This window comes from Paractinoplanes brasiliensis (genome assembly GCF_004362215.1).
GTDB lineage: Bacteria > Actinomycetota > Actinomycetes > Mycobacteriales > Micromonosporaceae > Actinoplanes > Actinoplanes brasiliensis.
The window spans coordinates 1,228,140-1,254,546 of sequence record NZ_SNWR01000002.1; the positions used below are offsets into that span (position 1 = coordinate 1,228,140).

Consider the following 26,407-nt stretch of genomic DNA (forward strand, 5'->3'; position numbering starts at 1 on the left):
CCCGGCGCTCCCCCGCCGCGCCGTTCGTCAAAGAAGAGCCGTTGTCCCTCGGCCCCTCCCCTCGAGGCGCCCCGGTCACCGCGGGGTAGGCGGCAGCAGGTAACCGCCGGCGACGATGTGGGCGGCGCCCATCTCGTACGAGCGTGGGTCGGACGGCGCGAGGGTGCCGAGCGCGTCGACGTAACGGTTGAACATGCTGAACGCCGCCGCGATGAGGACCGTGTCGTGGATCTCGAGGTCGGTCGCCCCGGTATCGTGGGCGTCCGCGATCAGGGCCGGGGTGACGGCGTGCCCGCCGACGGTGACGGCCTCGGCGATGGCCAGGAGGGCACGTAGCTTACCGGGGACGGGTGCGTCGGCCGGCATGCCCTGGGCCGCCGCCATGGCGCCGTGGGAGCCGGCGCAGAACGTGCAGTTGTTGAGGCGCGACACGGACGCGGCCAGGTATTCGCGTTCGCCCCGGGTCAGGGTGCTCTCGCCACGGAGCAGCACCTCGGCCAGCTCGCTGAGGGGTTTGCCGGTCTCGGGCCGGTATTGCAGCAATCCCCGGATGCCGGGATTGCGGGTCTCGTCCAGGCCCAGATCGATGTACGCCATCGGCCCATGGTGGCAGAAATTCATGACCGCAAGTGTCTGCAAGCACTTCCAACCGCTGCAAGCTCTTGCTATCGTCCGTTCCAATGTGAACGCGGGATTACGTCCTTGCTACCGGCTCCGCCCCTGGTAGTGGAGGTGCCCCGGTTTCCATGCAGCGATACCTGTCGTTGGAACTCCCCCCAGGTCGTTGGAGGAACCGTGCCCCCACCCAACAACGCCGGACGCAACTACAGCGCCGGCGTCGGAACGGTCGTCATCAGCAACGGAACGGTTTCCGCCGTCGATCCGTGCACGAACACAGCTTCGTGCTCGTCACGGTCTCGGGCAGCGCCACCTTCACCGGCATCCCCCACGGCGTCCACACCGATGCCGTCACGGTGACGTCAAGACCGTCACCACCGGCGCCCTGAGCGCAACCTCCGCGCGTACGTCCCCGGCAGTTCCGCCCCGGCAAGGTCGGGTCCGACGGCCCGTACCTGAAGTAAGGAGCAGCATCAATGACGATGAAACGCATCGCGCCGCTGATAGTGAGCCTGATGGCCGCCCTGGTCGCGGTCCTGGTCGTCGGCCGGCCCGAACACGCCGACGCCAAGGCCGACGCGAACCCCGGCGCCAAGGACGTGATCGTCCACCTCTTCGAGTGGCCGTGGGCGTCGATCGCGTCGGAGTGCACCAACGTGCTCGGGCCCAAGGGCTTCGGCGGCGTGCAGGTGTCGCCGCCGCAGGAACACGTGGTGCTGCCGGGCGCGGGCTACCCGTGGTGGCAGGACTACCAGCCGGTCAGCTACCAGCTGCAGACCCGGCGGGGTGACCGGGCGGCGTTCGCGACCATGGTCAGCACCTGCCACGCGGCCGGCGTGAAGATCTACGTCGACGCGGTGATCAACCACATGGCGGGCGGGGCGTCGACCGGCGCCGGGTCGGCCGGTTCGACGTACAACCACTACTCGTACCCGGCCGTGCCGTTCGGCAACGACGGCTTCCACCACTGCGGCCGCAACGGCAACGACGACATCGCCAACTGGGGCGACCGCTGGGAGATCCAGAACTGCGAACTGGTCGACCTGTCGGACCTCAGGACCGAGGCGGAATACGTACGGGGAAAGCTTGTCGCCTATCTGAACGACCTGATCTCGCTCGGCGTGGACGGGTTCCGGGTCGACGCGGCCAAGCACATGCCGGTGGCCGACCTGCAGAACATCTACTCCCGGCTGAACGGCAACCCGTACATCTTCCAGGAGACCATCGAGGGCGGCGCGGGCGAGCCGTCGCCGTCGGAGTACACCGGGATCGGTGACGTCACCGAGTTCCGCTACGGCGACGTGGTCGGCAACGCGTTCCGTGACGGCAACCTGTCCGGCCTGCAGAACCTGCCCTCGCAGATGCTGCTCGCGAGCGGCGACGCGGTCGCGTTCATCGACAACCACGACACCCAGCGCAACGGGCGGGCCAAGCTGACCTACAAGGACGGCACGAACTACGCGCTCTCCGAGGCGTTCATGCTTGCTTACCCGTACGGGACCCCGGCGGTGATGTCGTCGTTCACGTTCAGCAACCCCGAGGCGGGTCCGCCCGCGTCGTCGAACGGCACCACGAATGCGGTGAACTGCTCGTCCGGCTGGGCGTGCGAGCACCGCTGGCGCACCACCGCGAACATGGTCGGGTTCCACAACGCGGCGTACGGCACAGGCCTGAGCAACTGGTGGTCCAACGGCGGCAACCAGATCGCTTTCGGGCGCGGGGCCAACGCGTACGCGGTCTTCAACCGGGGCGGCACGCTGAACCGTACGTTCTCGACATCGCTGCCGGCCGGCACCTACTGCGACGTGGCCAACGGTGACATCAGCGGAAACACCTGCACCGGTACGGCGTACACCGTCAACTCGTCGGGCCAGTTCACCGCGAACGTGCCCGCCAACGGCATGGTCGCGCTGCACATCAACGCCCGGACCACCGGGGGCGTCACCACGCCCCCGACCGGTTGCGGCACCGTCGCGGTGACGTTCGCCTCCAGCACGACCACGGTGTGGGGCGAGAACGTCTTCGTTCTGGGCAACCGGGCCGAGCTGTCCAGCTGGAACACCAGCGGCGGGGTGGCCCTGTCGTCGGCGACCTACCCGGTCTGGCGCGGAACGGTCGACCTGCCCGCCAACACGGCCGTGGAATACAAGTACGTCAAGAAGAACGGATCATCGGTGACCTGGGAGTCCGGCGGCAACCGAACCATCAACACCGGGTCCGCCTGCACCCTGACAGTCAACGACACCTGGCGTTCCTGACGGTTGTCCCCCGGGCGGCCGCGTCGATCCCGGCGCGGCCGCCCACCGTCGTGACCCCACACCCGGACGGCCACTCACCCGCGACACGGCTTCGCGTCACGGACCGCTTCGCGTCACGGCTTCGCGTCACGGCTTGAAGCGACGCACCTCCTGCGGCCAGCCGCACCCCTCCGCGATCTTGCCGGCCCACATCCGGGCCGTCTCCTCGTCGGGCACGTCCACGATGGTCAGCCCACCCAGAAACTCCTTGGTCTCGACGTACGGCCCGTCGGTGAACAGCAACTCACCACTCGTCGCGTCCGCGCTGAAAACCGGGCCGTCCTCCTCCTCCAGACCCCCGGCGAAGACGTACTGGCCGGCCGCCTTGATCTCGTCGACAACAGCCCGGGCGAGCGGCCCCCGCCCGCGGAACCATTCCTCGCTGTGGTCACCAACCCACTGCTGGTTGAAGTAGATGAGGTACTGCGGCATCGTCACTCCTCTGGTCGTCGGTCTCTGCCTACGCTACGAACAGCCCCCACCCGATCCGACAACTCCGTACGGCCTTTCTGTGCCCCGTCGGTTTTGCCCCGCCACCCGCCCGGCTCCCATCGTCAACCCGGGCCGTCCAGCGCGCCGGCTACCCCACGGCAGCAGCAGGGACTGTGAAAAGAACAACGGTCGGCGAGTAGATGTAACCAGGGTTACGATGCTTTCGTCCTGGGTAACCCTGGTTACTTTCATCGTGGCGTGGGCGGGTTGAAGAGGGGGGCCGGTGTCGTCGGACGACCAGGCGGGGAAGTGGGTGTTGCTGGCCTACCGCATGCCGCGCGAGCCGTCGCGCCCTCGCATCGCGGTGTGGCGCAAGCTCGAGCGTCTCGGCGTTGCCCGGCTCGGCGACGGGTTGGTAGCCCTGCCGGCGGACGCGCGCACCCGGGAGCAGTTCGACTGGATCGCCGAACAGATAGCCGAGGCCGAGGGCTCCGCGACGGTCTGGCTGGCCACTCCCTCCACGAGTGGCCAGGAACGGCAGATCGCGACCGGCATGCAGGCAGCCCGGGCCGCCGAGTACCAGTCGGTCATCGACGAAGCGCGCGCCGCGGGCGAAGCGGACCGCGCCCGCACCCTGCGCCGGCTACGCGGGGAAATGCACCGGATCGGGCGACGCGACTTCTTCCCTCCTCAGGAACGTGAGGCTGCGCGGATGGCGGTGGAAGCCTTGGCCGACCCGGTGGACGTCAACGAGCAGGAGCGGGCATGAAGTGGGCCACCCGCGCCGGCGTGCACATCGTCCACGAGGCGGACATCGACGACGAGCGGTTCGACGCTCCGGAGGCGCCCGGCCTCGACGTGATCCTGCGTGGCCTGTCGATGGTCTGCGACGACGACGAGGTGCTGAGACTCACCGGGCCGATGTTCGACGGCCTGTACGAGCACCAGCGCCGCGCCCTGCTGCTCAACCGCCCACCTGCCTGAGGAGCACCACCGTGACGACCACCGACCCCGGACAGGACACGACACCGCGCGACGTGGTGCCGTTCCGCGACGCGGTACGGGCCTGGTTCGCCATCTCGCTGCAGACCTTCGGCGGCCCGGCCGGGCAGATCGCCGTCATGCAACGGCACCTGGTCGACGAGCGCCGCTGGATCGGCCAGAAGCGCTTCCTGCACGCGCTCAACTACTGCATGCTGCTGCCCGGCCCCGAGGCGCAACAGCTGGCCATCTACGTCGGCTGGCTGCTCAACGGCCTGCGCGGCGGGCTCGTTGCCGGCACCCTGTTCGTGCTGCCCGGCATGGCCGCGTTGCTCGCGTTGTCGGCAATCTACGTCGGCTTCGGCGACACCACCGTCGTCACCGCCCTGTTCGCCGGCCTGGCCCCGGCGGTCGTCGCCATCGTCGCGCAGGCCGTCTGGCGGGTCGGCAGCCGCTCGCTGCACAACCGGGTCCTCGTCGGGTTCGCCGTCATCGCGTTCCTCGCGCTCGCGATGTTCGGCGTTCCGTTCCCCGTCGTGGTTGCCGCGGCCGCGCTCGCCGGCTGGGCCCTGCACCGCCGGCGTCCGCAGCTCATCGCCGGCGGCGGCGGACGCGGCAAGAGCTCGGACGGCCCCGAGCCGTTGATCTCCGACGACGCGCTGCACCACGACCAGCCCTCGACCCGCCGAGCCGTGAAGATCCTCGTCATCGGCCTGGCTGCCTGGTTCCTGCCCGTGGCCCTCGTCGCGATCACGACCGGGACCGGCAGCGTCTACACGCAACAGGGCTTGTTCTTCTCCGGCGCGGCCGTCGTCACGTTCGGCGGGGCGTACGCGGTCCTCGCCTACGTCGCTCAGCGAGCAGTGGAGCACTATGCCTGGTTGTCGGCCGGCGACATGGTTCGCGGCCTGGCCCTCGCGGAGTCCACGCCAGGTCCGCTGATCATGGTGGTGCAGTTCGTCGCCTTCCTCGGCGCCTACCATCACCCCGGCGCGCTGGACCCGTGGGTGGCCGGCGTCGTCGCGTCGCTGCTGACGACCTGGGTGACGTTCGTGCCGTGCTTCTTGTTCATCCTGCTCGGCGCCCCATACGTCGAGAAGTTGCGCGGCAACCACGCGCTGTCCGCCGCCCTGACCGGCATCACCGCCGCCGTCGTCGGTGTCATCGCCAACCTCGGGCTCTACTTCGCCGTGCACACCCTGTTCCGCGAAACCCGCTCGGTCACTGCCGGCCCGCTGAATCTGCAGGTGCCCGAACTCGACACGGTCCGCTGGGCGCCGGTGGCCGTCGCCGTCGTCGCCGCCGTATTGATCTTCACGGTGAAGTGGCCGGTGCTGCGGGTGCTCGGCATCGCGGCGCTGCTCGGCCTGACCGCCGGGCTGTTGGGCCTGCCCGGCGTCTGAGTCCCTGCGCCCGGCGGGGATTGCTCGAAGAGCGTCGGTGCGACGGCGGGTCAGGCACCCCCGGAGCTGAGAACCGGGCGTGGACGGTCTTCGACTTGCCGGATCGGCGGGTGATCGGTGCGGTGCCGGCGTCGTTCTTGCGGGATTTGGCGTCGGTGTGGCGTCCGGTGGCGTCGCCGAACTCTGCGAGCACCCGGGCGCCGACGATCGCGCCGATGCCGGGCCGGCTGAGGTGGACCTCAGCGTCCGGGTGCTGGCCAAAATGCGCCTCAACCTGCCCTTGCAGGGTGGTGATTCTCGTCGTTGAGCGTAATGACGACCGCGACAGTGGCGCGGACGGTCGCGGCGTAGGCACCGGCGACGATGTCGCTTTGCCCGAGATGTTGGGTGCGCAGGGCCTGCTGGATCGCGGCGGCCTTGGCCGGGATGTCACGACGCCGGGCTCGTTTGAGCGCGGCGCTGATCTGCGTGATCGTCAGCTTGGCCGCGGCGGCCGGAGCCGGTGCCTTGGCCAGCAGCTGCAGCGTGTCCGAGGCGGTCAGCGTCAACGGCTGACAGGCGTGCAGCGCGGCCGGGAAGTACTCCCGCAGCGCGGTGCGCAGCCGCAGCATGTGCCGGGTCCGTTCCCGGATGAGCGTTTGATGCCCCCGGGCGACGACCTTGACCGCCTCGGCGACATCGGAGTCCGCCGCCACCTGCCGCAGCTGGTGACGCCGGGTGCGCACCATGTCCGCCAGAGCGTGCGCGTCGCCGGGGTCACTCTTGGCACCGGAAACCACCAGCCCTTCCCGGTGCCGGGAAGCCTGCTTCGTGCGGGGACTCCGGCGCGGGTCAGGGACCGCCGCCCTCGGTGGCTATTGCGGGCCGCGGCGGTATTCGTGGGGGGACAAGCCGGTGTGGTGGCGGAAGGCGCGGCTGAAGTCGGAGGGTCGGTCGAAACCCCAGCGCGTGGCGATGGAGGCGACGGTGTGCTGGGTGAGGCGCGGGTCGAGCAGGTCGCGGGCCGCCCGTTCGAGGCGGCGGGTGCGGATGTGGGCGGCGACGCTCGTGTGGTGGTGCTGCTGGAAGATGCGGTGCAGGTAACGCAGCGAGATCCGGTGGGCCGACGCCACGGAGCCGGGGGCCAGGCCGGGCCGGTCCAGGTGCCTTTCCACGTACGCCATGATCTGCAGGTAGAGCACGTGCGACGGGGAACGCAGCGGCGGGTCGTCGCGTTCGAGGTGGTGGGCGACCATCGCCGTGGTCAGGTCGACGGCGGTGTGGCCGAGGCGTTTCGCGTCGCGGCCGGTGTAGTCGTCGTGGTCGTCGCGGACCGTGACGAGGAACTGGGCCAGCAGGCGGCCGATGCCGTGGGTGGCGGGCAGCGGGGTCGCGCAGAGCCGGGCGATCTGTGCCGGGGCCACGGGCAGCAGCCGCTTGGGGAACTGCAGGACGATCGACTTCGAGATGCCGTCGCCGGTTACCGCCTCGAACGGGCGGGAGCTGTCGTAGATCACGAACTGGCCGCCGACCAGGACCGCGCGGACGCCGTCCTGGTCGATGCGCTGCCGCCCGCCGCCGATCAGGCCGACCTGGTAGAACTCGGGATCGCAGATGCGGATCGCGCGGGGGCTCCGCCGCGAGAACAGCGACGTGTACGACAGCGAGGTGACCTGCGCGTCGCCGAGCGCCGCCACGCCGAGCCGGGCCGTGAAAGCGAGCGGGTCCGGGCTGGCGATCTCGGTGGGGATCAGGGACGCCGAGGTCGCGCTCTCCCAGGCCGCCAGACGGTCCGGGGCGGCGAAGGCGGCGCTGTCGAACACCGTGCGCATGCTCTCAGGGTGTCACGCGTGCGCCAGGTGCATACGGCAGTGCGCTCCACGCTGCGGACGCGTCACGGTCACGGCCCGACAATGGCCTGTGTGGAGCGCTCCGGGCAACGAGGGGGCGGCCGGCCGCCGGGTGCGGCCGTGACCGGGGCGCTCCCGCTCAGATCCACCGGCTGCCGAGCCACAGGCGGGCGGACCAGTCCTCGTACGGGATGACCTGGTTGGTGAAGATCGGGAAGAAGTACGCGAAACACAGCGCCACCAGTATGACGTAGGCTCCCGCGGCCACCGTGCCGATGAGCTGGCGGTCGGTGCGGGCCTTGCCGGTGGCCATGCCCGTCGGAGGTGTCATGATCGCGCCGAGGACGTAGACGACGGCCAGGATCAGGAACGGCAGCGCGGGCAGCACGTAGAACGAGAACATCGTGCGGCCGTCCTTGACCGCGTAGTAGAACCAGGGCGCCAGCCCGGCGAACACCGGGACGAAGATCGCCCACGCCCGCCAGTCACGCCGGGCCAGGCCGAACCAGACCAGGCCGGCCAGCGCGGGCAGGAACGACCACCACAGCAGCGGCGTGCCCAGCAGCAGGATCTCGCGCGCGCAGCTCGGCGCCCCGCAGCCGGTCGGCGTGTTCCAGTCGAAGGCGACCGGCCGGCCCAGCAGCAGCCACTGCCACGGCCAGGACTGGTAGGGGTGCGGTTTGGTCAGGCCGCTGTGGAACCCGTACGCCTCCTGGTGGTAGTGCCACAGGTTGAGCAACGTGCCCAGGATCGGGGGCTCGCTCAGGCCGTTCGCCTCGCGGTGGTGCCGGAACCAGCCGGTGTTCGTGACGAACCAGCCTGTCCACGTGGCCAGGTAGAACACCGCGGTCAGGGCCACGGCGGCGACGCCCCAGCCGATGTCCTGGCCGAGCCCGGTCGAGATCGGTCGGGCCAGACCTGTCGAGCGGCGGGCCTGCCAGCGCCACACCAGCACGAGCGCGCCGAAGAACGGCAGGAAGAACAGCGCGCTCCACTTCACCCCGAGCGCCAGCCCGAACAGCACACCCGCGACGAGCAGCCACCACGGCACGATCCTGGGCGCGCGGAACTGCATTTCCGGGTCGTAGCCGTCCTCGAGCGCGCGGAGCAGCCGCCGCCGGTAATGGTCGCGGTCGAGGACCATGGCGGCGAACGCGGCCAGCACGAACAGGCCGAGGAAGATGTCGAGCAGCGACGTGCGTGACAGCACGAGCTGGAAACCGTCGAGCGCCATGAGCAGACCGGCCGCGCCGGCGAGCAGCACCGAGCGGAACAGGCGGTAGGCCACCCGGACGAGAATGAGGATCATCAGCGTGCCCGCGACGGCGGCCGGGACCCGCCAGCCGAGCTCGTTGTTGCCGAACACGGCCTCGCCCGCGGCGATCAGCCACTTGCCCAGCGGGGGATGCACGACGTACGCGGGGCCGTTGGTCTTCTCGTCCCACTCGACGCCGTGCTGCAACATGTCCCAGGCGTCGGTCGGGTAGTACACCTCGTCGAAGATGTAGCCCTTGCGGTCGCTCAGCCCCGGGAACCGCAGCAGCGCCGCCACCGCCACGACGAACGCGGTGACCAGCCACGAGTACGGGTTGAGCCAGTCGTCGAGCGTGGCCAGCCGCCGCCGCACGATGTCCGGGACTCCCCGCTTGGCGGCCTCTTGGGGAGCCGCTTCGGTCCGCACGGTAGCCGTTGTCACCCCGCGATCGTAGTGGTGGTGTCGAACGCCGGTTCGTCGCCCGGGTTCGCGGTTTGCCGGTCCGGCTGCGTGACGCCTGGCTACCATCGGTTCGGAGGCTCGACGTGAGACTGCTACGGCGAATGCGGGTGACCACGCGCCTGATGGCGTATTCGCTCCTCCTGGCCCTGAGCGTGGGCGCCCTGTGGATTGCCGCCGAGTGGTCGGCGAACAGCACCCGCGACACGGCGGCGGCGCTGGCTCTTTCCCAGGCCCGGGTCGACGCCGCCCAGCAGCTCAAGTTCCGCGTCACCGATGTGAGCGGGTGGCAGGCCGGGTACGCGTTCAACATCGTCCGCGGGGCGCCGGGGGCCACCACCGACTCGGCGCCCGAGCGAAGCGCGTTCCTGGCCGCGATGGACAGCTTCCTCAAGGAGCTGGACGACATGGCGGCGCTGCCGCTGACCCCGGGCGAGGAAGCGGACGTGGCGACGATCCGGTCCGGCTTCCAGAGGTTCCAGGAGCTGGACGACCGGGTGATCGCCGGCTATCGGGCGGGCACTCCCGCGGGGGTCGCCCAGGCCAACCACCTGGTGGCCGGGCCCGGGCTCGACCTGTACGCGGTGATCGCCGGCGGCGTCGACCGGCTGCTAGCAACCGCGCGGGAGCAGGAGGCGGTCGCGCACCAGGAGGCGGAGGACACCGCCGACCGGACCAGTGGCGTCGCCACCCTGGTGGGTAGCCTGTCGCTGTTCTTCGCGGTGGTGCTCACGATCCTCATCTCCTTGTCGATCCTCCGGCCGTTGAGCGCGTTGCAGGACCGCCTGGCGGACATCGCCGAGGGCGACGGCGATCTGACGAAGCGGCTGGAGACCACCGGCCACGACCAGTTCACCGATGTCAGCCGGTCGTTCAACACGTTCGTCGACAAGATCGCCACCGCCGTACGGGGGATCCGGGACTCGGCCAACGCGGTGGCGCAGGCCAGCGAGAAGCTCACCCGCACCGCGATCCAGATCATGGTGGACGCCAAGGCCACGTCCCGGCAGTCGGGTGAGGTCGTGCTGGCCGCGGACGAGGTGGCGGCCAACGTCCGTACGGTCGCGGCCAGCACCTCCTCGATGGGCGGCTCGCTGCAGACCATCACGAGCACGGCCGGCGAGGTGGGCCGGGTCTGCGAGCAGAGCGTGCGGGCGGCCCGCACCACCCAGGAGGTGGTCGGCCGGTTGACCACCTCGAGCCGGCAGATCGGCGACATCGTCAAGGTCATCAGCGCGATCGCCCAGCAGACCAACCTGCTCGCGCTCAACGCCACCATCGAGGCCTCCCGGGCCGGCGAGTCCGGCAAGGGTTTCGCGGTCGTGGCGGGTGAGGTGAAGAAGCTGGCGCAGGAGGCCGAGGCCGCCACCGAGGACATCACGGCGAAGGTGCAGGACATCCAGCAGGACACCGCGATGGCGGCCGAGGCGGTCGGCGAGATCGTCGAGACCACCGGACGGCTGGGCAGCTTCCAGTCCACCATCAGCGCGGCCGTCCGGGAACAGGCCGCCGCCACCGACGAGATCAGCGACCACATCACCGATTCGACGACGAGTTCGGCCGACATCGCGGCGAGCATCGCCACCATCTCGACGGGCGCGCAGACCACCACCGACGGCGTCATCGACATCCGGGACGCGACGCAGGAGTTGTCCCGGCTCAGCAACGGGCTGCAGGCGCTCGTCGGCCAGTTCAAGATCTGATCACCCGTCACGTGACCCTCGTCTCCCTTGACGCGGGCTTCCGCACCGACCTAACCTAACGGCGTTAGAAGATCTAACGACGTTAGGTCGGACGCGGCCCGAGTGGATGCCGCGCCGGCCCAGGACAGGGGAGACTCACATGCGCACACCGACCGTCGTTCCCGGCCTCGCCGCCGCGCTGGCCGCCGCGGGCGTCATCGCCGTCACCGTCGTCGCCGGGCCTTCGGCATCCTCGGCGGTGTCGCCAGTGGAACTGGCCGCGGCGCCGCAGGCGGGCGGGCACGCACACCCGGGCGGGAAGCACGATCAGGTGCCGGCGATCGGGCGACGATGGGCCGCCGCCTGGATGAGCGGTGACCCGGCGAAGCTGGCCCGCCTGTACACCAAGGACGCGGTCTACACCGACCAGGCGCTCAACCTGGTGTTCCACGGTCGCGCGGGAGTGGTGGAGTGGGCGACCGGGTCGCACCAGCTCGTCCGCAACCTCGGGTTCGACGTCAAGCGCGGCTTCCGCGGGGGCGACGGAGTGGTGATCGAGGGCACGTTCACCGGACACCTCGCCGGGGCGCCCCGCCCGTTCGCGGTTCCGGTCGTCACCGTGCTGCGGCTGCGCGGCGACCTGGTCGTCTCGAGCAACGACTACTACAACCGGGGCGAGATCCTGAGCGATTCCGGACTGCCCGCGGACTGGACCCCGACCGGCAGCTGACGCCGCCCGTCACGGCTCGTCCGGCAGGTCGCTGCGCCATCCCCGGAGCAGCGTTCGCAACGCCTGCTGGGCGAGCCGCTGGGCGCGTTCGTTGCCGACCGTGCCGAGGTTGCCGAGCGAGGCGATCCCGTACAGGGTGCCCCAGATGATGTCGCAGGCCTCGTCGAAGTCGTCCAGGACCACGTCGTAGGCCTGCGACCAGGCGGTGACCAGTTCTATCAGGACGGCGCTGATCGGGGCGGCCGCCCGCCGGCGGGCCTCCGCGTCGACGGCGGTGCCGTTCATGATCTGGTACAGGTGCGGGTGCTCACCGGCGAACCTGATGTAGTCCGCCGCGATCCGCATCATCCGCCGGTCGATGCCGGGTTCCCCGGCGGCCTGCTCGAACGACGCGGCCATCAGCCGGTGGCCGTGTTCGACCAGCTCCAGCACGAGCGCGTCCTTGTTGGCGAAGTGCTGATAGACCACGGGCGCGGAGTACTCGATGTCGGCCGCTATCCGCCGCATCGTCAGAGCCGAAGCACCCTCGCTCTCGAGGATGTGCAGCGCGGCCTCGACGATGCGTTCGCGGGTGCTCGCGCGTTCGCGCGCCCGCCTGGTGCTGGTCGGCATGGTGGTCACTTCGCTTCGACGGCGTGCTCGGAAGCCCCAGCCTAACAGCGTTAACCAGCATGGCGGTCACTGACGTGCACGCGTGGACAGGCCGGGACCTCACGGCGCGCCTCGGAGAAGTTTCCTCGGTGCGAACGTCCGCACCTCCGCGCGTACGAGGTCCCGGCCTTGTGATTCCGATCAGCGGTGGGCTTTGAGCCAGCCGCGCACCTCGTCGATCACCCGCTGGTCCGGCTCGCCCGGCGCGTCGCTGAACTTCGGGGCCAGGTTCATGGTGTGCACCATGCCGGGATAGATGACGACCTTGTGGTCGGGGTTGCCGGCCGCGGCCACGGCGGCGTCGGCGGCGAGCGCGGCGCGGGCCGGGGTCTCGAGGTCGTTCTCGCCGTTGAGCAGCAACGTGGGACCGGCGAACCGGGGCAGCGCCTTCGAGACGTCCGGGAAACGGGCCAGGTCCTCGAGATAGCCGACCAGGAACGGGTCGAGGCCCGGGATGTTCGGGTACGCGTCGATGCCGGTCATCTCGCGCAGCACCGGACCGGCCTCGGCGTCGACGGCGATCCGGCCGTCCCGGTTCTTGTCGGTGCTCGCCCTGACCTCGGCGCCGTCGAGCAGGACGGAACGGAACAGGCCGGCGACCTGCTCCGGCCGGCCCACCAGGCCGTCGCCGACCTCCGTGGCCGTCAGCGCGCCGTCGCCGTCGAGGTCGAACTCGTCGTGCAGCTGCAGCAGCAGACGCCCGTACACCTGGAACGTCAGCAGCTGTTCGACGGGCCTGCCCAGAACAGCCATAGCGACCACACCGGCCGGTTTCGGGATGCCGTGGCGCTTCGGGTCGGCGGCGAGGTTCGCGGCCACGTGGGTGCCCTCGCTGTGGCCGAGCAGGAAGATCTTCGACGGGTTGACGCGGGGCGACTTGGCCGCGAACCGGACCACGGCGGCGGCGTCCCGCAGCGTACGGTCATAGGGGTTGGCCGGTTCCAGCTGGGCGGGATCGGTGGTGCGCACCGGCCCGATGCCGGTCACCCCGCGCTTGTTGAACCGCAAGGTCGCGTACCCCTCGTGACCGGCGGACTGCGCCAGCCGTACGAACGTCGAGCCCCGCCCGCCCGGCAGCGTCTGGTTCATGTCGTTGCGCCCGCTGCCGTGCAGGAAAACCACCAGCGGCAGACGGCCCTTCGAGCGGCTCGGATAGGTCAGCTCGGCCTTGGTGACCCAGCCCTGGCCGAGGTCGATGCGCACCTGTTCACGGGTGATGCCGCCCCAGCCGGCCTCCGGTCCCACGCCGGCGTCGGCAACCCCCACGCCGGCGGCCAGCACGGCGGCAGCGGCGATCACGATCTTCACAGTCTTCATGTCAAGGTTCCCCTTCGGCGAAGCAGCGGGGCCGTGCCCGGCGTACGGATGGGCACGACCCCGCTGCCACGGGACTCAGCGAACGCCGCAGAGGGCGTGGTCGACCAGCTCGGTGGCGATGTCGGTGGCAGGCAGCTGCACGCCGGGGGCCGGCTTGAGCGAGTCGGTGTTGATCGACACGGTGACGCTGCGAGACCCGTCCGGGGTGACGCCGTTGCGGGTCATGAAGCCCTCGATGTCGCCGCCGTGGCTCCAGTAACCGCCGCACGAGTTCTCGGCCCACACGATGCCCAGGCCGTACCGGGCGCCGGGCCACCGGTTCTTCAGCAGGTCGATGGTGTCGACGGTCGTCAGCATCTCGTTCAGCTGGGCCCGCTTGAGCACCTTGCCGGTCATCAGCGCCCGCAGGAACGTGTTGGCGTCGGCCGCGGTGCTGATCATCTCGCCGGCCGCGTCGGCCACCGACGGGTTCAGCACCGTCGCGTCGATCGGCTCGCCGTACTTGGGGTCCTCCGGGGTCGCGCCGGGGCCGGAGAACCGCTGGTAGCCGACCGCGTGCGGGCGCGGAACCGCCGTCCTGGCGCCCGGCAGGGACGTGTCGCGCAGGCCGAGCGGCTTGACGATCCGGGCGCGGACCTCCTGCTGCCACGAGTGCCCGGTGACCTTCTTGATGATCATCCCGGCGAGCACATAGTTGGTGTTGGAGTAGTACCACTTGGCGCCCGGCGCGAAGTCGGCCGGGAACTGCAGGGACAGGCGGACGAGCTGGACGTCGGTGTAGCCGCGCAGCCGGTTCTTGAGGAAGCCCTCTTCGGTTCCCGTGTCGGTGATGCCTCGGAAGTACTCCGGCACGCCGCTGGTGTGCTGCAGGAGCTGCCGTACGGTGATCTTCCGGCCGTCGATGCCCTTGCCGCGCAGCAGGCCGGGCAGGAAGTGTTCGACCTTGTCGTCCAGCGACAGCTTGCGCTCCCCCACGAGCTGCAGCACGGTCGCCGCCACGAACGGCTTGGTGTAGCTGCCGATCCGGAACTTCGCTTCCCACGGCACCGGCGTACGCGCCGCGACGTTGCCGTATCCGCTGCGCACCCGCACGGCGCCGCGCGGGGTGTCCAGCTCGGCCAGCACTCCCGGCGCGCCGAACTTCAGCAGGGCGTCCGCGTCGGACTGCAGGGTCGCCGTCGGGTTCGGCCGGTGCGCGACCGGCGCCGGCCGATCGCCTGTCCCGGCCTGAGCGGCCCCGATGCCGGCCAGGGCGCCCCCCGCCACCGTCGCCGCGACGATCCCTGCCACAAGTGATCTCTTCATGCCGGAAACGCTAGAGAAACGATCTCCGCAAAACGTCACCGCAGAGTGGACAGTGCGCTTACCCCGCACGGGGGACAAGCGTCCCCGTACGGGATCAGCCGGACACGATCGTCAACGGCCGCACCTCGCCCGACCGCCGGAACCGCATCGCCGGGTCACGCCGGAGCGGATCGGCCAGCCCCTCCCCCACCGCCGGCGCGTAGCCCAGCACCCGCCGCCAGAACGGCTCCACCCGCGACGGATCCCCGGACTCGACGACGACGCCGAGCTCCCGCAGCACCGCGGGGTTCGCCGTCAGCCCGCCCTCCCGCGCCGCCGCCGAAACCTCCGCGGCATGCTCGGGCTCACCGACCCGCACCCGCACCCCGTCAGCGCGCAGGTCAACCGCAACCAGGGCCTCCCCACCGGCGAGCGCGGCACCCGCACTCAGCGAAGGCGCGTCGAACCACGCCGTCGCAACACCGCCGGCCACCCGCCAGTCCTCACCCCACGCTGTCATCTGGGCACTGTAGGACCGGTCCCCACTCCGGTGTAACACCCCCGACCGGCGAAGGGGGTGGGGGAATTTCCGGCGGGACCGACGCATGAATCGGACAATCAGGAGAACGAGCCCGTCGGCGGGATCAGAAGCATGGGGCCGGCGGCGATCGCCATCGCGACGGGGTCGCCGGCCGTCGTGTCCGGCTCAGTGACCCAACCCCCGTCGACGGCGACACCGATCGCGCCGATCTCCACGATCAGGAAGAGGCTCGCAGCTGTCCGGAGAACGACGCGCAGAACCGTCCGTGTCGCCGGGCGGAGGCGAGGTCGTCGAAGGCCGCCTCGGCGAACGGCTTGCCCAGCGACAGCCAGCCGGTGAGGCACGGTCCGGCCGCCCCGGACCGGTGGAGGCTGTCCGGGGCGGCACGTGTTCATTCGATCAGGGCGCCGGGGCGGTCCGGGCTCATGGTGTGGTGGGTTCGCGGGCCCACGCGGCCCGCCATTCCCACGAGGCGGGACGCATTGGAGCGTCTTGTCGCTGGGCCCTCGGGGACCCGCTCGGCCGGGACGACCAGCGTCTCGGGGATGGTCATCACCGCGCGGATGCCGCCGGCGGCGGCCGGGCTGAGGGTCACCCTGATGCCGTACTGGGCGGCCAGGGTGGCGACCACGAAGAGGCCGAGCCGGGCGCTGTCGGCCGGGTCGAACTCGCGCGGCTGGGCCAGCCGGTGGTTGGTCTCCTCGATCGCGGTGGCTGACATGCCGATGCCGTTGTCCTCGATCTCGATCACGACACCGTCCGGGCCCCGCTGGGCCGACAGCCGTACCGGCGTGTCCGGCGGGGAGAAGGCGGCGGCGTTCTCCAGCAGTTCGCCGGTCAGGTGGCCCAGGTCGGTGACGACGTGCTCGCGTACCTCGGCCTCGACGATCGGGCCGAAGGCGACGCGGTCGGCGTGTTCGCTCTCGCCGGCCACCCGCCTGAGGACCGTGGCCAGCGGCTCGGGGCCCAGGCCGCGCCGGCTTCGGGCGGAGCCGGCCAGGATCACCAGGTGGTCGGCGTGCCGGCGCATGCGGACGGCCAGCTGGTAGGCGCGGGCGTCGACGCCGCCGGCCGGGCCGAGCGCCTCGATCTGGCGGTCCAGCAGGGTCTGGTTGCGCCGGGCGACGTTGACCAGCACCTTGTTCATGTCGTGTCGCATGGCGGCTTCCCCGGCGGCCGATTCGAGCGCGCTGCGATGCACGTCGGTCAGGGCGGTGCCGACCTCGGCGATCTCGTCGTCGCCCAGGCGCAGGCGGGGTGTCTCGCCGTCGACGTCGATCCGTTCACCGGCCCGGAGCCGCCGGACCAGGTCGGGCAGCCGTTGGCTGGCGAGCTCGGTGGCCGCCGTCCGGAGCAGGGACAACCGCCGTACGACAGAGCCGCCGATCCGGACGGCGATGGCCACCGACAGCAGGATGGCGATCAAACCGAGCAGGCCGGTGATGCCGAAGCGTTTCAATATCCGGTCACGGGCCTGCTTGGCGTAGTTCACCGCCTGGTCGTAGCCGCCTGACATGAAGGCGAACAGCTGCGCGATGGCCGGGGTCGAGGTCTCCTTCCAGACCTCCCAGGTGATCTCGACCGGCCCATCGGCCCGGCCGCGCGTGATGATCTGATCCTCGGCCGAGCGCAGCGCCGCGAAAGCCGGGCCACTGAGGATGCTCTTGAACTGTGCTTGGGCCGGCACCGGCAGGGCTGCGCCCGCGGTCGGGATCTGGAACCGCAACGCCCCGACGATCTGGATCAGCTGCTGGTATTCCCCGTTGCCGAAGCGGCCGGCCGTGGTGGCGCCGGTGAGCAGGGCGTCCTCCTGGAACAGCAGCTCCCCGGCCCGGCGCATGTCGAGCATGGTGCGCATGACCCGTTCCACCAGCGGGTCACCGGAGGCCGCGGCCGCGTTCGAGACGCTGAACGCGTACCCGATGACGCTGCTGTAACCGCTGAGGACACTGATCGAGGTGGCGGCGCGGGCGTCGACCCGGGCCCGCATCAAGGTCAGGGAATCGAGGCGGGTGGCCATGTCCGCGAAGCGGGCCCGGGTGATGTCGGCGGAGACACCGCTCCCCCGGTACCGGCGGGACCCTTCCTGGAACTGCACCACGGCCGCGTCGGTCGCCGCCCGGCGGGCTCGCAGGTCCCCGGCGTCACCGTCGGGCGTGGCCAGGAACTCGATCGACTCGGTGCGCTCGCTCTGCAGGGCGGCCACCATCCGGTCGGTCGGCAGGCTCACGTTGTCCCGCGTGTTGTACGTGTCGCGCAGGGCGGTGGCGTCGGCGAACGACGACTTCACGTCGAGTGCCCACAGGCCGGTGAGTGCGAGCAGCGGCACCAGCAGCGCGAGCACGACCTTGGAACGTATGGACCTGGGTTTCTTTCGCATGTGACCTCAATCAGTGGCGGGTCCGGCGCACCAGAGGTAGGACCTGGCGGAATCCAAAGTGGAATACGGATCACAGCCCGCTCCGGTTCGGCCGGGCCTTCTGTTCCCACGTTCTGGGATTCACGCTGGTCACACGCGGAGGCGGAGGCTCGCCGGCCGAACCGGCCGGCGAGCCGAGGACGCCTGTTCAGGGTGGAGGTGGTCGCTGGTGAGCGGGGGCGCCGCACGAATCACCGTCCGGTCGCGCCCCCACCGGCCCGGGGGCGGCAGTGTCCGGTGACAACTCCGGGCCGGCGACCGGCCGGTCCGGGGGCGGCGCGGCGTCGGACGGTGACGACTCCGGGCCGGCGACCGGCGGGTCCGGGGGCGGCGCGACGTCGGACGGTCCGGTCCACGACGAGGCGATGAGGTCGTCGAACTCCGCCTGAACCAGGTCGGGGTCGCTGCTGACGAGCTCCGCGAACGCCTCGTCGAACCCGTGGTCCCACTCGGGGGACAGCGCGGTCCGTGCCCGCACCTCGAGGATGTCGATCAATTCAGGTCACCGCCTGTCGCCCGCGACGGCAGAGGAGCCGCCGGTTCAGCTGGTGATCGATTTCTGCCGGTCGGCCTGGCCGGTCGTCACGGCGACCTTGCGCGGCTTGGCCTTCTCGGCGATGGGGATACGCACCACGAGCACCCCGTTCTCGTACGCGGCGTCGATGCGCTCGGTGTCGAGGGCGTCGCCCAGGAAGAGCTGCCGGGAGAACACGCCCAGGGGCCGCTCGGACATCTGGGTGACGGCTTTCTCACCGAGGTCGATGGGGCGGCGCTCGGCCCGCACGGTCAGCACGTTGCGCTCGACGTCGATGTTGATGCTGTCGGCGTCGACGCCGGGCAGGTCGAAGGCGATCACGAACTCGTCACCGTTGCGGACGGCGTCCACCGGCATCGTGGCCGGACGAGTCCAGCTGCCGGCGGGTGTGCCGCCGAAGAACTGCTGGGCGAGCCGGTTGAACTCGTAGAAGGGCTCACTGCGCATCAACATGGCTGCCTCCTCGGTCTCGACTGTGGTGGTCAATGCGCGTACCTTGTTTCTAGCATGTCATCGTTCCGATGACAAGTGGAACGTCATCGGAAAGATGACAGATGCCGGAGAGGTAGGCATGCCGAACGCCGCTGCCGAAGTGATCGCCGAGGGGAACCGCGACGACCTCGGCGCCGTCACCGCCGCCCTGGCCGCCGTCGCAGGCTCGCTGCGCGCGAACGCCGACGACAACCAGGTCAGCCCGGAGCATCTGCTGCAAGCCCTGGAGCTGCTGCGCTGGGCCCAGGCCGAGCTGACCGCCATCGAACCTGTCCTGATCACCGCGGCGCGGGCCGCGGGCGTCTCGTGGCAGAGCCTGGCGTCCGCGCTCGGTGTGGCCAGCCGTCAGGCCGCCGAACGCCGATACCTGCGCAGCGCCCTGACAACAGGAGACGGAGCCACCCGCGACGCCCGCGTCCAGGCCGAACGTGATCGCCGCGCCGGGCACCGCGCCGTCACCCGCTGGGCCAACGACAACACGGCAGACCTGCGACGGCTGGCCGGGCAGGTGGTGGCCCTGACCGACCTCACCGAGGCCGCCACTGAGCCGGTCGATCGGCTGCACGAGGCCCTCGGCGCCCCGGACGCCGCCGCCCTGCCCGGCCTGCTCGCCGACGCTCAGCCGCATCTGTCCCGGCATCCCGAGCTGTCGGCCCAGATCGACGCGGTCACCGAGCGCGCCGCTCAGGTGCGGCAGCGCCCGGCCCGCCACGATCCCCCACCCGGTCATGCCGGTAGCGCCGGCGAAACTTCCGGAATGTCCGGGCCGGCCGGCGCGACGCCGCGGCGGACCCCCACGATCAACAGGTAGCCGATGATCCAGAACTCCCCCACCGTGGCCGGGAGGACCAGCAACTCGGCAACCAGCCCCGCGTCCGGCAGGGCGTACTGCGAGAAGGCGCTCAGCACATATCCCACGCCGCCGCCGATCAGGATCGAGCCGAGCGGCCGCGGCATCAGCCCGGAGCGCAGCACGCACCACCCCATCGGGATCAGCCACAGCCCGAAGAACACCGAACCCACCCCCCACAGGTGGTCACCGGCCAGATAGAGCGTCTGCACGAGGGCGGCCGGATCCCCGTACGGGCGTTCGGCCACCGACAGCGCGGTCGCCGACAGGGCCGCGCTGACCATGAGCGCGAACGCGTTGGCCAGCCCGAACGCGGCGATGGCCCAGGCGGCGGGGCGGCGGAAGAGCCGGGCGAACCAGACGGCCGCGAGGGCCTGGGTCAGCACGGCGAACAGTTCGAACACGATGCCCGCCCGGGCCAGCGCGGGATCGGCGACCAGGTTGGCCAGCGTCGCGGACGGGTCGGCCGGGTCGAACAGCCGCGGGCGGACGAGCAGGAAGCCGACCCCGCCGCCGAGGGCGAGCCCGAGATAGAGGAGCCCGGTGACACGGGCCGTACGGATCATGACTGCCTCCCGAAACGATCTGCCTTACGTTGTAAGGTTCACCATACGTTGTAAGGTCAAGCCGTGGTGACCAGGACTCCGCTGACCCGGGAACGCGTGCTCGAGGCGGCGGTCGCGCTGGCCGACAGGGACGGGCTGGCCGCCCTCACCATGCGCGGTCTCGCGGCCGGCCTGGGTGTCGAGGCGATGTCGCTCTACCACCACCTGCCGGGCAAGCAGGCCCTGCTCGACGGCGTCGTGGAGTGCCTGCTGGGCGAGGTGACGGCAGCGGTGGCGCATGAGCACGCCGGCGACTGGCGCACCCAGCTGCGCCGGCAGTTCCTCACCGCTCGCCGCGTCATGCTGCGCCACCCGTGGGCGCCGGGGCTCATCGCCTCACGGACGTCCGTGCCACCGACTGTTTTCGCCTACTACGACGGCATCCTGGCCACGCTGGTCGGCGCCGGCTTCACCTACCACCTGGCGCACCGGGCGCTGCACGCGTTCGGGAGCATGCCGCTCGGCTTCGCCCAGGAGGTGTTCGCGCCGGGCGGCGACTTCGAACCGGAGGCCTCCGAGGCCGAGCTGGCGGCCATGGCCGAGGCGCTGCCCCATGTCACCGCGATGGTGGCGTCCGAGATCCACGACGCCGGCGACCCCACGCTGGGCTGGTGCGACAGCCAGGCCGAGTTCGAGTTCACGCTCGACCTGCTGCTCAACGGGCTCGAGGACCTGCGCCGCCAAGGCTGATCAGGCGACCCAGGGGCGCTTGGCCCGGTGCCGCTGCTTGCTGCGGTACATGTCGGCGTCGGCCGCAGCGGCCAGCTGGGCGAAATCGCTGCCGCTCTCCCCGTACGCGTGACCGATGCTCGCGCCCACCTTGCACGGCCCGTCGCGCGTCTCGATCGGCTCGCTGAGCGCCTGATGGATCCGCTCGGCCGTGTCGCGCAACACCGGCTCCACATCGCTGCCCGCGACCACGACGACGAACTCGTCCCCACCGGCCCGGGCCAAAAGATCTTCCCCCCGTACGAGGGCGGACATGCGCTCGGCCACCGCGCGCAGCACCTCGTCGCCCGCGTCGTGCCCGCCCGCGTCGTTGACGGCCTTGAAGTCGTCGAGGTCGATCACCATCACGCCGACCTCGCCGCCGGCACGCCCGGCCAGCTCCTCGGTGAAGGCCCGCAGCATCGCCCGGTTGGCCAGGCCGGTGAGCGGGTCGTGGGTGGCCGCGTGGGCCAGCCGGGCCCGGCTCTCGGCCAGCTCGTGGTGCAGGCGAGCGTGGTGCACGGCGATCGAGGCGTGCTGGGCGAAGAGCTCGAGCATCTCGCGCTGCACCGGGCCGGGCCGCCGCCCGTCGAGGGGCAGGTCGACGCTGAGCACGCCGGCCAGCTCACCGGTCGGGGCGGTCAGCGGCGCGAGCAGCATGTCGTCGGGGTGCCAGCCGTCGGGTGTCTCGGGCATCGGGAGCGTGTCCGAGGTCCACGTGATCATCGACTCGGGGATGGTGTTGCCGGCGCCGATGAAATACAGCGAGCCCCACCGCTCGGCCTTGCCGAACAGCTCGTCCCAGATGGCCAGGGTCGTGCGGGTGCCGAGCAGCGAACGCCGGATCTCGTCGGTGCCGTCCGCCGAGACCACCATGAAGTCGCCGCCGGGCTGCACCACGTTGATGACCGCGACCTCGAAGCCGGACGCCCTGGTGACACCGTGGACCACCGCGTCCATCGTCGCCGTGAGGTCGAGGCTGGCGTGCACCGCCCGGCTGACCTCCTGGAGGGTGCGGAGCCCGTCGAGCTGCGCGAGGGCGTCGGACAACCGCGACGACAGATCCTCGATGCTGGTCAACCCGCCTCCCCAGCGGCCGCGGCATCCGTGCCACGCGCCTGAAGACCGGATCTTATCCAGTTCGCGGGCGCCCGTGTCGGCGTACGGGGATCGGTTCTGACTGTCGCTCGTCACAGACAGTGGAAAGGCGGCGCGCGGCGTGCTTGGGTTTCACCGTGAGTGAAGCCACCGAGCTGAGCGACACGACCTCCACGACCCGGTGGAGGCCCAGGGTCACCACGCCCCTGCGCGACTTCCTGAACACCGAGGCGGGCAGCGCCGGGGTGCTGGTCGCCGCCATCGTCGCCGCGCTGATCTGGGCGAACGTGGCCGGCTCGAGCTACGAGCGGTTCTGGGAGACCCCGCTGAGCTTCCGGTTCGGCGGCGCCGGCCTCGAGCTGGGCCTGCGCGAGTGGGTCAACAGCGGCCTGATGACGTTGTTCTTCCTGGTCGTGGGGCTGGAGGCACGGCGCGAGTTCGACCTGGGCGACCTGCGCGACCGGCGGCGGTTCGTGCTGCCCGCGCTGGCCGGCATCGTCGGGATGACCCTGCCGATCGGCATCTACCTCGCCTTCACCGCGGGCGGGCCGGGCGCGGCGGGCTGGGGCGCGGCCATGTCGACCGACACCGCGCTGGCGCTGGGCCTGCTGGCGCTGGTCGGCCGCAACGTGCCCGCGCCGGCTCGGTTGTTCCTGGTCACCGTCTCGGTGGTGGACGACGTGGTGGCCCTCGTCGTGATCGGGGCCGCCTACTCGGAGCAGTTCCGCCTGACCCCGCTGCTGCTCGCGGTCGCGGTGTTCGCGCTGACCCTCGTCATGATCCGCGCCGGTGTCCGCGGCGGCGTCGTCTACGTGCCGTTCTTCCTGGTCGTCTGGGTGGCCACGCTGGAGAGCGGCATCGACCCGGTGGTGTCCGGACTGGCGATCGGCCTGGCCGCGGCCGCGTACACCCCGCCCCGCGGCGAGCTCGAGCGGGCCAGCGATCTGTTCCGCTCGTTCCGCGAGCAGCCGACACCGGAACTGGCCAGGTTCGCCCGGATCGGCCTGGCGCGGTCGCTGTCACCCAACGACAGGCTGACCCGCACGTGGTCGGGCGTGTCGAGCTACCTGATCGTTCCCCTGTTCGGCTTGGCCAACGCGGGCATCGAGATCCACGGCGACTTCCTGGGCGAGGCGATCACGTCCCCGGTCACCGTCGGCATCCTTCTCGCGTACGTGGTGGGCAAGCCGGTCGCCATCACGGGCGTGTCCGCGCTGGTGACGTGGGTCAGTCGCGGCCGTGTCCGCCCCGCCGCGGGCTGGGCCTCGGTGCTCGGCACGGGAACGATCGCCGGCATGGGGTTCACGGTCTCGTTCCTGATCGCCAACCTGGCGCTGGACGACCCGGAACTGTCCGAGGCGAAGCTGGGCCTGCTGCTCGGCATTGTCGTCTCGTCGCTGCTCACCTGGGCCGTCTTCTTCGGCACGAGCCGCCTGCCCAAGCCCCGCAAGGCGGTGGCGCTGCTGGGCGACGTCGACGAGCTGACCGACCTGATCCCCGACGTCGACCCCGGCCGCGACCACGTCCGTGGCCCCGACGAGGCGTCGGTGACCCTGGTCGAGTACGGCGACTTCCAGTGCCCGTACTGCGGCCGGGCCGAGCCTGTGGTGCGCGAGCTGCTCACCGACGACGACCTGCGCTACGTGTGGCGGCACCTGCCCCTGACCGACGTGCACCCGCAGGCGCAGTTGGCCGCGCAGGCCGCCGAGGCCGCCGGGCTGCAGGGCAGGTTCTGGGAGATGCACGACCTGCTGATCAGCCGGCAGGAGCATCTGCGCATCGCCGACCTGATCGGGTACGCCGGCGAGCTCGGCCTCGACCAGGACCGCTTCCACGACGACATGATGCAGCCGGCCTGCACCGAGCACATCACCGCCGACCTGGAGTCGGCGGACCTGAGCGGCGTCTCCGGCACCCCCACGTTCTTCATCAACGGCCGCCGCCACTACGGGGCGTACGACGTGGCCACCCTGCAGGAGGCGATCCGGCTGGCCCGGGTGCGCGCGAGGATCGCCGCCAAGCGCCGCTGAGCTACCCGCGCGGCACGCCCGTCGCCGATCACGTTTTCTCCGGACCGACGACGGCATCGGCGATACCTGTTCGGCGGATGGCATTCCGGCTCCGCGAATGCAATGAGAATGCGCGCGAGCTGTCGCAAACAAGACCCTGCGATTCGTCAGCAACGAGGTTCTGGTGATCATGTGAATTGCTGTTGTAGGGTCCGGCTACTGCTGACGCAGATCACATTCGCCGCGCTTTCCGCCGGCCCGTTCCTGTTATCGGTGAACACCTGATTCGTACGCGATCGTGGGGTGACGGCGTGCTGACCCGCATCGGAACACTCGGGCCGGGCGGCGGCGCACAGCCCCTCGACCGCGTCCGCGTCGACGACGCAATGCCCCGTGACCTGGGCATTCACAACGCGATCACCGCTTCGGACGCGGACGACGACCTGCCGGCGTACGTGGAAAGGGACTTCGACTTCAAACTGCGGGCCGCATTGACCCCGAACGCCGGCCGCGGCCCCTTCGTGGTGATGCTCGGCTCGTCCTCGACCGGCAAGACCCGATCCTTGTACGAGGCGGTCCGCGAGATTTATCCGGACTGGTGGCTGATCCAGCCGCCGCACGCCGAATATCTGCTCGAACTCAAGAATGATCCGCCCGGCCGGACGGTCTTTTGGCTCGACGAGTTGCAGCAATACCTGAGCGGCCGCTCCCCGCTGACCAACGAATGCGTCCGCAGCCTGCTGCGCCACGGCAACGTCGTGGTCGGCACGGTCTGGCCCGACCAGCTCGGCGCCCTGACATCGGCCTCGCCGGAGATTCATCGGCTGATGAGGACGGCGATCCAGATCAGCGTGCCGGGCCGGCTGTCGACCGCCGAGCTGAACCAGGCCCGCGGCGTGGCCGAGCGGGACAGCCGGATCCGGCAGGCCCTCGACACCCAGGACGCGGGGCTGACCCAGGCCTTGGCCGGCGGGCCGGCTCTCGTCATGGCGTGGGAGCAACCGGCCAACCCGTACGCGAAAGCGATCATCACCGCCGCCGCCGACAGCCATCGCCTCGGCGTGCACGCGCCGCTCGGTGAGGAGCTTCTGGCCGAGGCGATGTACGGCTACCTGCGGCCGGCCCAGCGGGTGCAGACAACCGAGGTGTGGCTCGAGCAGGCGCGGCCGCACGCGACCCGCCCCCTGTACGGCGACGTCTCCGCGCTGTCCCCGGTCGACGGCGGGAAGCCGGGCAGCCTCGCCGGTTACGTCGTCGCCGACTATCTCGCCCAGCATCTGCGCAAGGTCCGGCGCACCGAGCCGGTGCCCCACGAGGCCTGGCGCGCCTTCGTCGAGGGGGTCGACCGCCCGTCCGACCTGCGCCGGCTGGCCGACGCCGCGATGAGCCGGATGCGGTACTGCTACGCCGAGCCCGCGCTGCGGCGGCTGGCCACGGCCCACGACGACACGGTGGCGGCGGGCGAGCTGTCCGACCTGCTGATCCGGCAGGGCCGGTTCGAGCGCGCGACCGAGGTCCTGCGCCGCCGGCTCGACGACGACCCCCGCGACCGCGCGATCGGCCGGCGGCTCGCCCGCGCGCAGGAGCTGTGGGACAGGGTCGAGCGACTGCAGCCCCGAGCCGACGCCGGGGACCGGTCGGCCCGCGGCCGGATAGCCGAGATCCTGATCGACGGCGGCCTCAGCGACGACCTGCGGACGCGCGAACGCGACGGCGACCTGACCGCGGCCGAACGCCTGGTCGAGCTGCTCGTCGACCGGGGCTGCCTGACCGAGATCCGGGAGCGGGCCGACCAGGGCCAGGTCGTCGCGGCCGAGGCGCTGGCCGACCTCTACGTCGCCTGGGGCGAGGCCGACCTGCTGCGCGAACGGGCCGAGAAGGGCGATCGCACGGCCGAGCGACGACTTTCGCGGATGCCCTCGGCCAGGGCCCGGCAGGCGAGCGCGGCCGTCCAGATGGAGGAGCTGAGCGCCGCGGTCGAGGAGGGCAAGCCGGAGGCCGCGGTGCAGCTGTCGGCTCTGCTGTTCGACCTGCGCGACATGGACAGGCTCACCGCCGAGCTCGACGCGGGCACCGAGGGCGCGGCCGAGCGTTTCCTGGCCCTGCACACCGCGACCGGCACACCGCCCGAGCACACGGCCCGGCTGCGAGCCTTCGGCCTCAACGCCGACGGGTCACAACTCCTCGACCACGATTCCTTCCCGCTGTGACC

General features: G+C 70.8%; 26 protein-coding genes. 10 read left to right on the top strand and 16 right to left on the bottom strand.

The genetic code is table 11. The annotated features are described in order from the left end of the window. Positions 1-75: 75 nt before the first annotated feature. Entirely contained in the window at positions 76-597 is a 522-nt protein-coding gene (locus C8E87_RS37700) for a carboxymuconolactone decarboxylase family protein (RefSeq protein WP_133878151.1), read from the bottom strand. 497 nt (positions 598-1,094) lie between these two features. Between C8E87_RS37700 and C8E87_RS37705 the strand changes: the two genes are divergently transcribed. Then, positions 1,095-2,876, top strand: coding sequence for a carbohydrate-binding module family 20 domain-containing protein (locus C8E87_RS37705; RefSeq protein WP_133878152.1), 1,782 nt, complete (start codon positions 1,095-1,097; stop codon positions 2,874-2,876). Positions 2,877-3,002: 126 nt separating this feature from the next. On the opposite strand, the gene C8E87_RS37710 is transcribed toward C8E87_RS37705, so the two are convergent. Continuing rightward, complete coding sequence (locus C8E87_RS37710) at positions 3,003-3,347, bottom strand: YciI family protein (protein ID WP_133878153.1); 345 nt, start codon at positions 3,345-3,347, stop codon at positions 3,003-3,005. Positions 3,348-3,630: 283 nt separating this feature from the next. On the opposite strand from C8E87_RS37710, the gene C8E87_RS37715 reads away from it, so the two are divergent. Genes C8E87_RS37715 through chrA form a run of 3 tightly spaced genes read left to right on the top strand, consistent with a single transcriptional unit; the run spans position 3,631 to position 5,731 of the window. Then, a complete protein-coding gene (locus C8E87_RS37715) occupies positions 3,631-4,116 on the top strand; it encodes a Chromate resistance protein ChrB (RefSeq protein ID WP_239080112.1) in 486 nt (161 codons plus the stop codon). Beyond that, positions 4,113-4,331 carry a chromate resistance protein ChrB domain-containing protein gene (locus tag C8E87_RS37720; RefSeq protein ID WP_239080113.1) on the top strand — a complete coding sequence of 73 codons (219 nt, stop codon included), beginning with the start codon at positions 4,113-4,115 and terminating at the stop codon, positions 4,329-4,331. The genes C8E87_RS37715 and C8E87_RS37720 overlap by 4 nt, the downstream gene beginning before the upstream one ends. A gap of 11 nt (positions 4,332-4,342) precedes the next feature. After that, positions 4,343-5,731 carry a chromate efflux transporter gene (gene chrA, locus C8E87_RS37725; protein ID WP_133878154.1) on the top strand — a complete coding sequence of 463 codons (1,389 nt, stop codon included), beginning with the start codon at positions 4,343-4,345 and terminating at the stop codon, positions 5,729-5,731. Here the strand turns inward: chrA and C8E87_RS46720 are convergent. The 4 genes from C8E87_RS46720 to C8E87_RS37740 all read right to left on the bottom strand — a co-directional run bounded on the left by C8E87_RS46720 (position 5,643) and on the right by C8E87_RS37740 (position 9,256). Beyond that, a complete protein-coding gene (locus C8E87_RS46720; RefSeq protein ID WP_307870683.1) occupies positions 5,643-6,086 on the bottom strand; it encodes a transposase in 444 nt (147 codons plus the stop codon). The two genes, chrA and C8E87_RS46720, sit on opposite strands and share 89 nt — an antisense overlap. Further along, the gene (locus C8E87_RS37730; RefSeq protein WP_239080115.1) at positions 6,001-6,510 is read right to left on the bottom strand and encodes an IS110 family transposase; all 510 of its coding nucleotides are present in this window, start codon (positions 6,508-6,510) and stop codon (positions 6,001-6,003) included. Before C8E87_RS37730 ends, C8E87_RS46720 begins: the two co-directional genes overlap by 86 nt. A gap of 75 nt (positions 6,511-6,585) precedes the next feature. Further along, entirely contained in the window at positions 6,586-7,542 is a 957-nt protein-coding gene (locus tag C8E87_RS37735; protein ID WP_133878155.1) for a helix-turn-helix domain-containing protein, read from the bottom strand. Between the two features lie 157 nt (positions 7,543-7,699). After that, positions 7,700-9,256, bottom strand: coding sequence for a dolichyl-phosphate-mannose--protein mannosyltransferase (locus C8E87_RS37740; protein ID WP_239080116.1), 1,557 nt, complete (start codon positions 9,254-9,256; stop codon positions 7,700-7,702). Between the two features lie 128 nt (positions 9,257-9,384). Between C8E87_RS37740 and C8E87_RS37745 the strand changes: the two genes are divergently transcribed. Continuing rightward, complete coding sequence (locus C8E87_RS37745; RefSeq protein WP_166661408.1) at positions 9,385-10,977, top strand: methyl-accepting chemotaxis protein; 1,593 nt, start codon at positions 9,385-9,387, stop codon at positions 10,975-10,977. Between the two features lie 139 nt (positions 10,978-11,116). Next, a complete protein-coding gene (locus C8E87_RS37750; RefSeq protein WP_166661409.1) occupies positions 11,117-11,686 on the top strand; it encodes a nuclear transport factor 2 family protein in 570 nt (189 codons plus the stop codon). A gap of 9 nt (positions 11,687-11,695) precedes the next feature. Here the strand turns inward: C8E87_RS37750 and C8E87_RS37755 are convergent, their stop codons facing one another. The 8 genes from C8E87_RS37755 to C8E87_RS37785 all read right to left on the bottom strand — a co-directional run bounded on the left by C8E87_RS37755 (position 11,696) and on the right by C8E87_RS37785 (position 18,886). Further along, positions 11,696-12,298 (bottom strand): TetR/AcrR family transcriptional regulator, encoded by a 603-nt coding sequence (locus tag C8E87_RS37755; RefSeq protein WP_133878159.1) that lies wholly within the window; start codon positions 12,296-12,298, stop codon positions 11,696-11,698. Between the two features lie 180 nt (positions 12,299-12,478). After that, complete coding sequence (locus tag C8E87_RS37760; protein WP_133878160.1) at positions 12,479-13,654, bottom strand: alpha/beta fold hydrolase; 1,176 nt, start codon at positions 13,652-13,654, stop codon at positions 12,479-12,481. Positions 13,655-13,729: 75 nt separating this feature from the next. After that, positions 13,730-14,959, bottom strand: coding sequence for a serine hydrolase domain-containing protein (locus C8E87_RS37765; protein WP_133878161.1), 1,230 nt, complete (start codon positions 14,957-14,959; stop codon positions 13,730-13,732). A 94-nt stretch (positions 14,960-15,053) separates the two neighbouring features. Then, positions 15,054-15,458, bottom strand: coding sequence for a hypothetical protein (locus tag C8E87_RS37770; protein ID WP_133878162.1), 405 nt, complete (start codon positions 15,456-15,458; stop codon positions 15,054-15,056). A 98-nt stretch (positions 15,459-15,556) separates the two neighbouring features. After that, positions 15,557-15,694, bottom strand: a complete 138-nt coding sequence (locus C8E87_RS44030; RefSeq protein WP_166661410.1) for a hypothetical protein — start codon at positions 15,692-15,694, stop codon at positions 15,557-15,559. Positions 15,695-15,870: 176 nt separating this feature from the next. Beyond that, entirely contained in the window at positions 15,871-17,859 is a 1,989-nt protein-coding gene (locus C8E87_RS37775; RefSeq protein ID WP_133878163.1) for a sensor histidine kinase, read from the bottom strand. A gap of 187 nt (positions 17,860-18,046) precedes the next feature. Further along, entirely contained in the window at positions 18,047-18,394 is a 348-nt protein-coding gene (locus C8E87_RS37780) for a hypothetical protein (protein ID WP_133878164.1), read from the bottom strand. A gap of 45 nt (positions 18,395-18,439) precedes the next feature. Next, a complete protein-coding gene (locus C8E87_RS37785) occupies positions 18,440-18,886 on the bottom strand; it encodes an Hsp20/alpha crystallin family protein (protein WP_133879207.1) in 447 nt (148 codons plus the stop codon). 118 nt (positions 18,887-19,004) lie between these two features. Here C8E87_RS37785 and C8E87_RS37790 point away from each other — a divergent pair, with 118 nt between their 5' ends. Then, positions 19,005-19,736, top strand: coding sequence for a type III effector protein (locus C8E87_RS37790; RefSeq protein WP_203720586.1), 732 nt, complete (start codon positions 19,005-19,007; stop codon positions 19,734-19,736). Here the strand turns inward: C8E87_RS37790 and C8E87_RS37795 are convergent. After that, complete coding sequence (locus tag C8E87_RS37795) at positions 19,652-20,341, bottom strand: DUF4386 domain-containing protein (protein WP_133878165.1); 690 nt, start codon at positions 20,339-20,341, stop codon at positions 19,652-19,654. The genes C8E87_RS37790 and C8E87_RS37795 overlap by 85 nt on opposite strands. 63 nt (positions 20,342-20,404) lie before the next feature. Here C8E87_RS37795 and C8E87_RS37800 point away from each other — a divergent pair, with 63 nt between their 5' ends. Continuing rightward, the gene (locus C8E87_RS37800; protein ID WP_239080117.1) at positions 20,405-21,070 is read left to right on the top strand and encodes a TetR/AcrR family transcriptional regulator; all 666 of its coding nucleotides are present in this window, start codon (positions 20,405-20,407) and stop codon (positions 21,068-21,070) included. On the opposite strand, the gene C8E87_RS37805 is transcribed toward C8E87_RS37800, so the two are convergent. After that, a complete protein-coding gene (locus tag C8E87_RS37805; protein WP_133878166.1) occupies positions 21,071-22,168 on the bottom strand; it encodes a GGDEF domain-containing protein in 1,098 nt (365 codons plus the stop codon). Between the two features lie 155 nt (positions 22,169-22,323). On the opposite strand from C8E87_RS37805, the gene C8E87_RS37810 reads away from it, so the two are divergent. Next, a complete protein-coding gene (locus tag C8E87_RS37810; protein WP_203720587.1) occupies positions 22,324-24,216 on the top strand; it encodes a Na+/H+ antiporter NhaA in 1,893 nt (630 codons plus the stop codon). Between the two features lie 290 nt (positions 24,217-24,506). After that, positions 24,507-26,405 carry a hypothetical protein gene (locus C8E87_RS37815; protein ID WP_133878167.1) on the top strand — a complete coding sequence of 633 codons (1,899 nt, stop codon included), beginning with the start codon at positions 24,507-24,509 and terminating at the stop codon, positions 26,403-26,405. Positions 26,406-26,407: the final 2 nt, after the last annotated feature.

Excerpts from the sequence above, each read along its gene's own strand:
- C8E87_RS37700 (WP_133878151.1), bottom strand. The coding sequence starts at position 597 with ATGGCGTACATCGATCTGGGCCTGGACGAGACCCGCAATCCCGGCATC.
- C8E87_RS37705 (WP_133878152.1), top strand. The coding sequence starts at position 1,095 with ATGACGATGAAACGCATCGCGCCGCTGATAGTGAGCCTGATGGCCGCC.
- C8E87_RS37710 (WP_133878153.1), bottom strand. The coding sequence starts at position 3,347 with ATGCCGCAGTACCTCATCTACTTCAACCAGCAGTGGGTTGGTGACCAC.
- C8E87_RS37720 (WP_239080113.1), top strand. The coding sequence starts at position 4,113 with ATGAAGTGGGCCACCCGCGCCGGCGTGCACATCGTCCACGAGGCGGAC.
- C8E87_RS37735 (WP_133878155.1), bottom strand. The coding sequence starts at position 7,542 with ATGCGCACGGTGTTCGACAGCGCCGCCTTCGCCGCCCCGGACCGTCTG.
- C8E87_RS37750 (WP_166661409.1), top strand. The coding sequence starts at position 11,117 with ATGCGCACACCGACCGTCGTTCCCGGCCTCGCCGCCGCGCTGGCCGCC.
- C8E87_RS37755 (WP_133878159.1), bottom strand. The coding sequence starts at position 12,298 with ATGCCGACCAGCACCAGGCGGGCGCGCGAACGCGCGAGCACCCGCGAA.
- C8E87_RS37760 (WP_133878160.1), bottom strand. The coding sequence starts at position 13,654 with ATGAAGACTGTGAAGATCGTGATCGCCGCTGCCGCCGTGCTGGCCGCC.
- C8E87_RS37765 (WP_133878161.1), bottom strand. The coding sequence starts at position 14,959 with ATGAAGAGATCACTTGTGGCAGGGATCGTCGCGGCGACGGTGGCGGGG.
- C8E87_RS37770 (WP_133878162.1), bottom strand. The coding sequence starts at position 15,458 with ATGACAGCGTGGGGTGAGGACTGGCGGGTGGCCGGCGGTGTTGCGACG.
- C8E87_RS37775 (WP_133878163.1), bottom strand. The coding sequence starts at position 17,859 with ATGCGAAAGAAACCCAGGTCCATACGTTCCAAGGTCGTGCTCGCGCTG.
- C8E87_RS37785 (WP_133879207.1), bottom strand. The coding sequence starts at position 18,886 with ATGTTGATGCGCAGTGAGCCCTTCTACGAGTTCAACCGGCTCGCCCAG.
- C8E87_RS37790 (WP_203720586.1), top strand. The coding sequence starts at position 19,005 with ATGCCGAACGCCGCTGCCGAAGTGATCGCCGAGGGGAACCGCGACGAC.
- C8E87_RS37795 (WP_133878165.1), bottom strand. The coding sequence starts at position 20,341 with ATGATCCGTACGGCCCGTGTCACCGGGCTCCTCTATCTCGGGCTCGCC.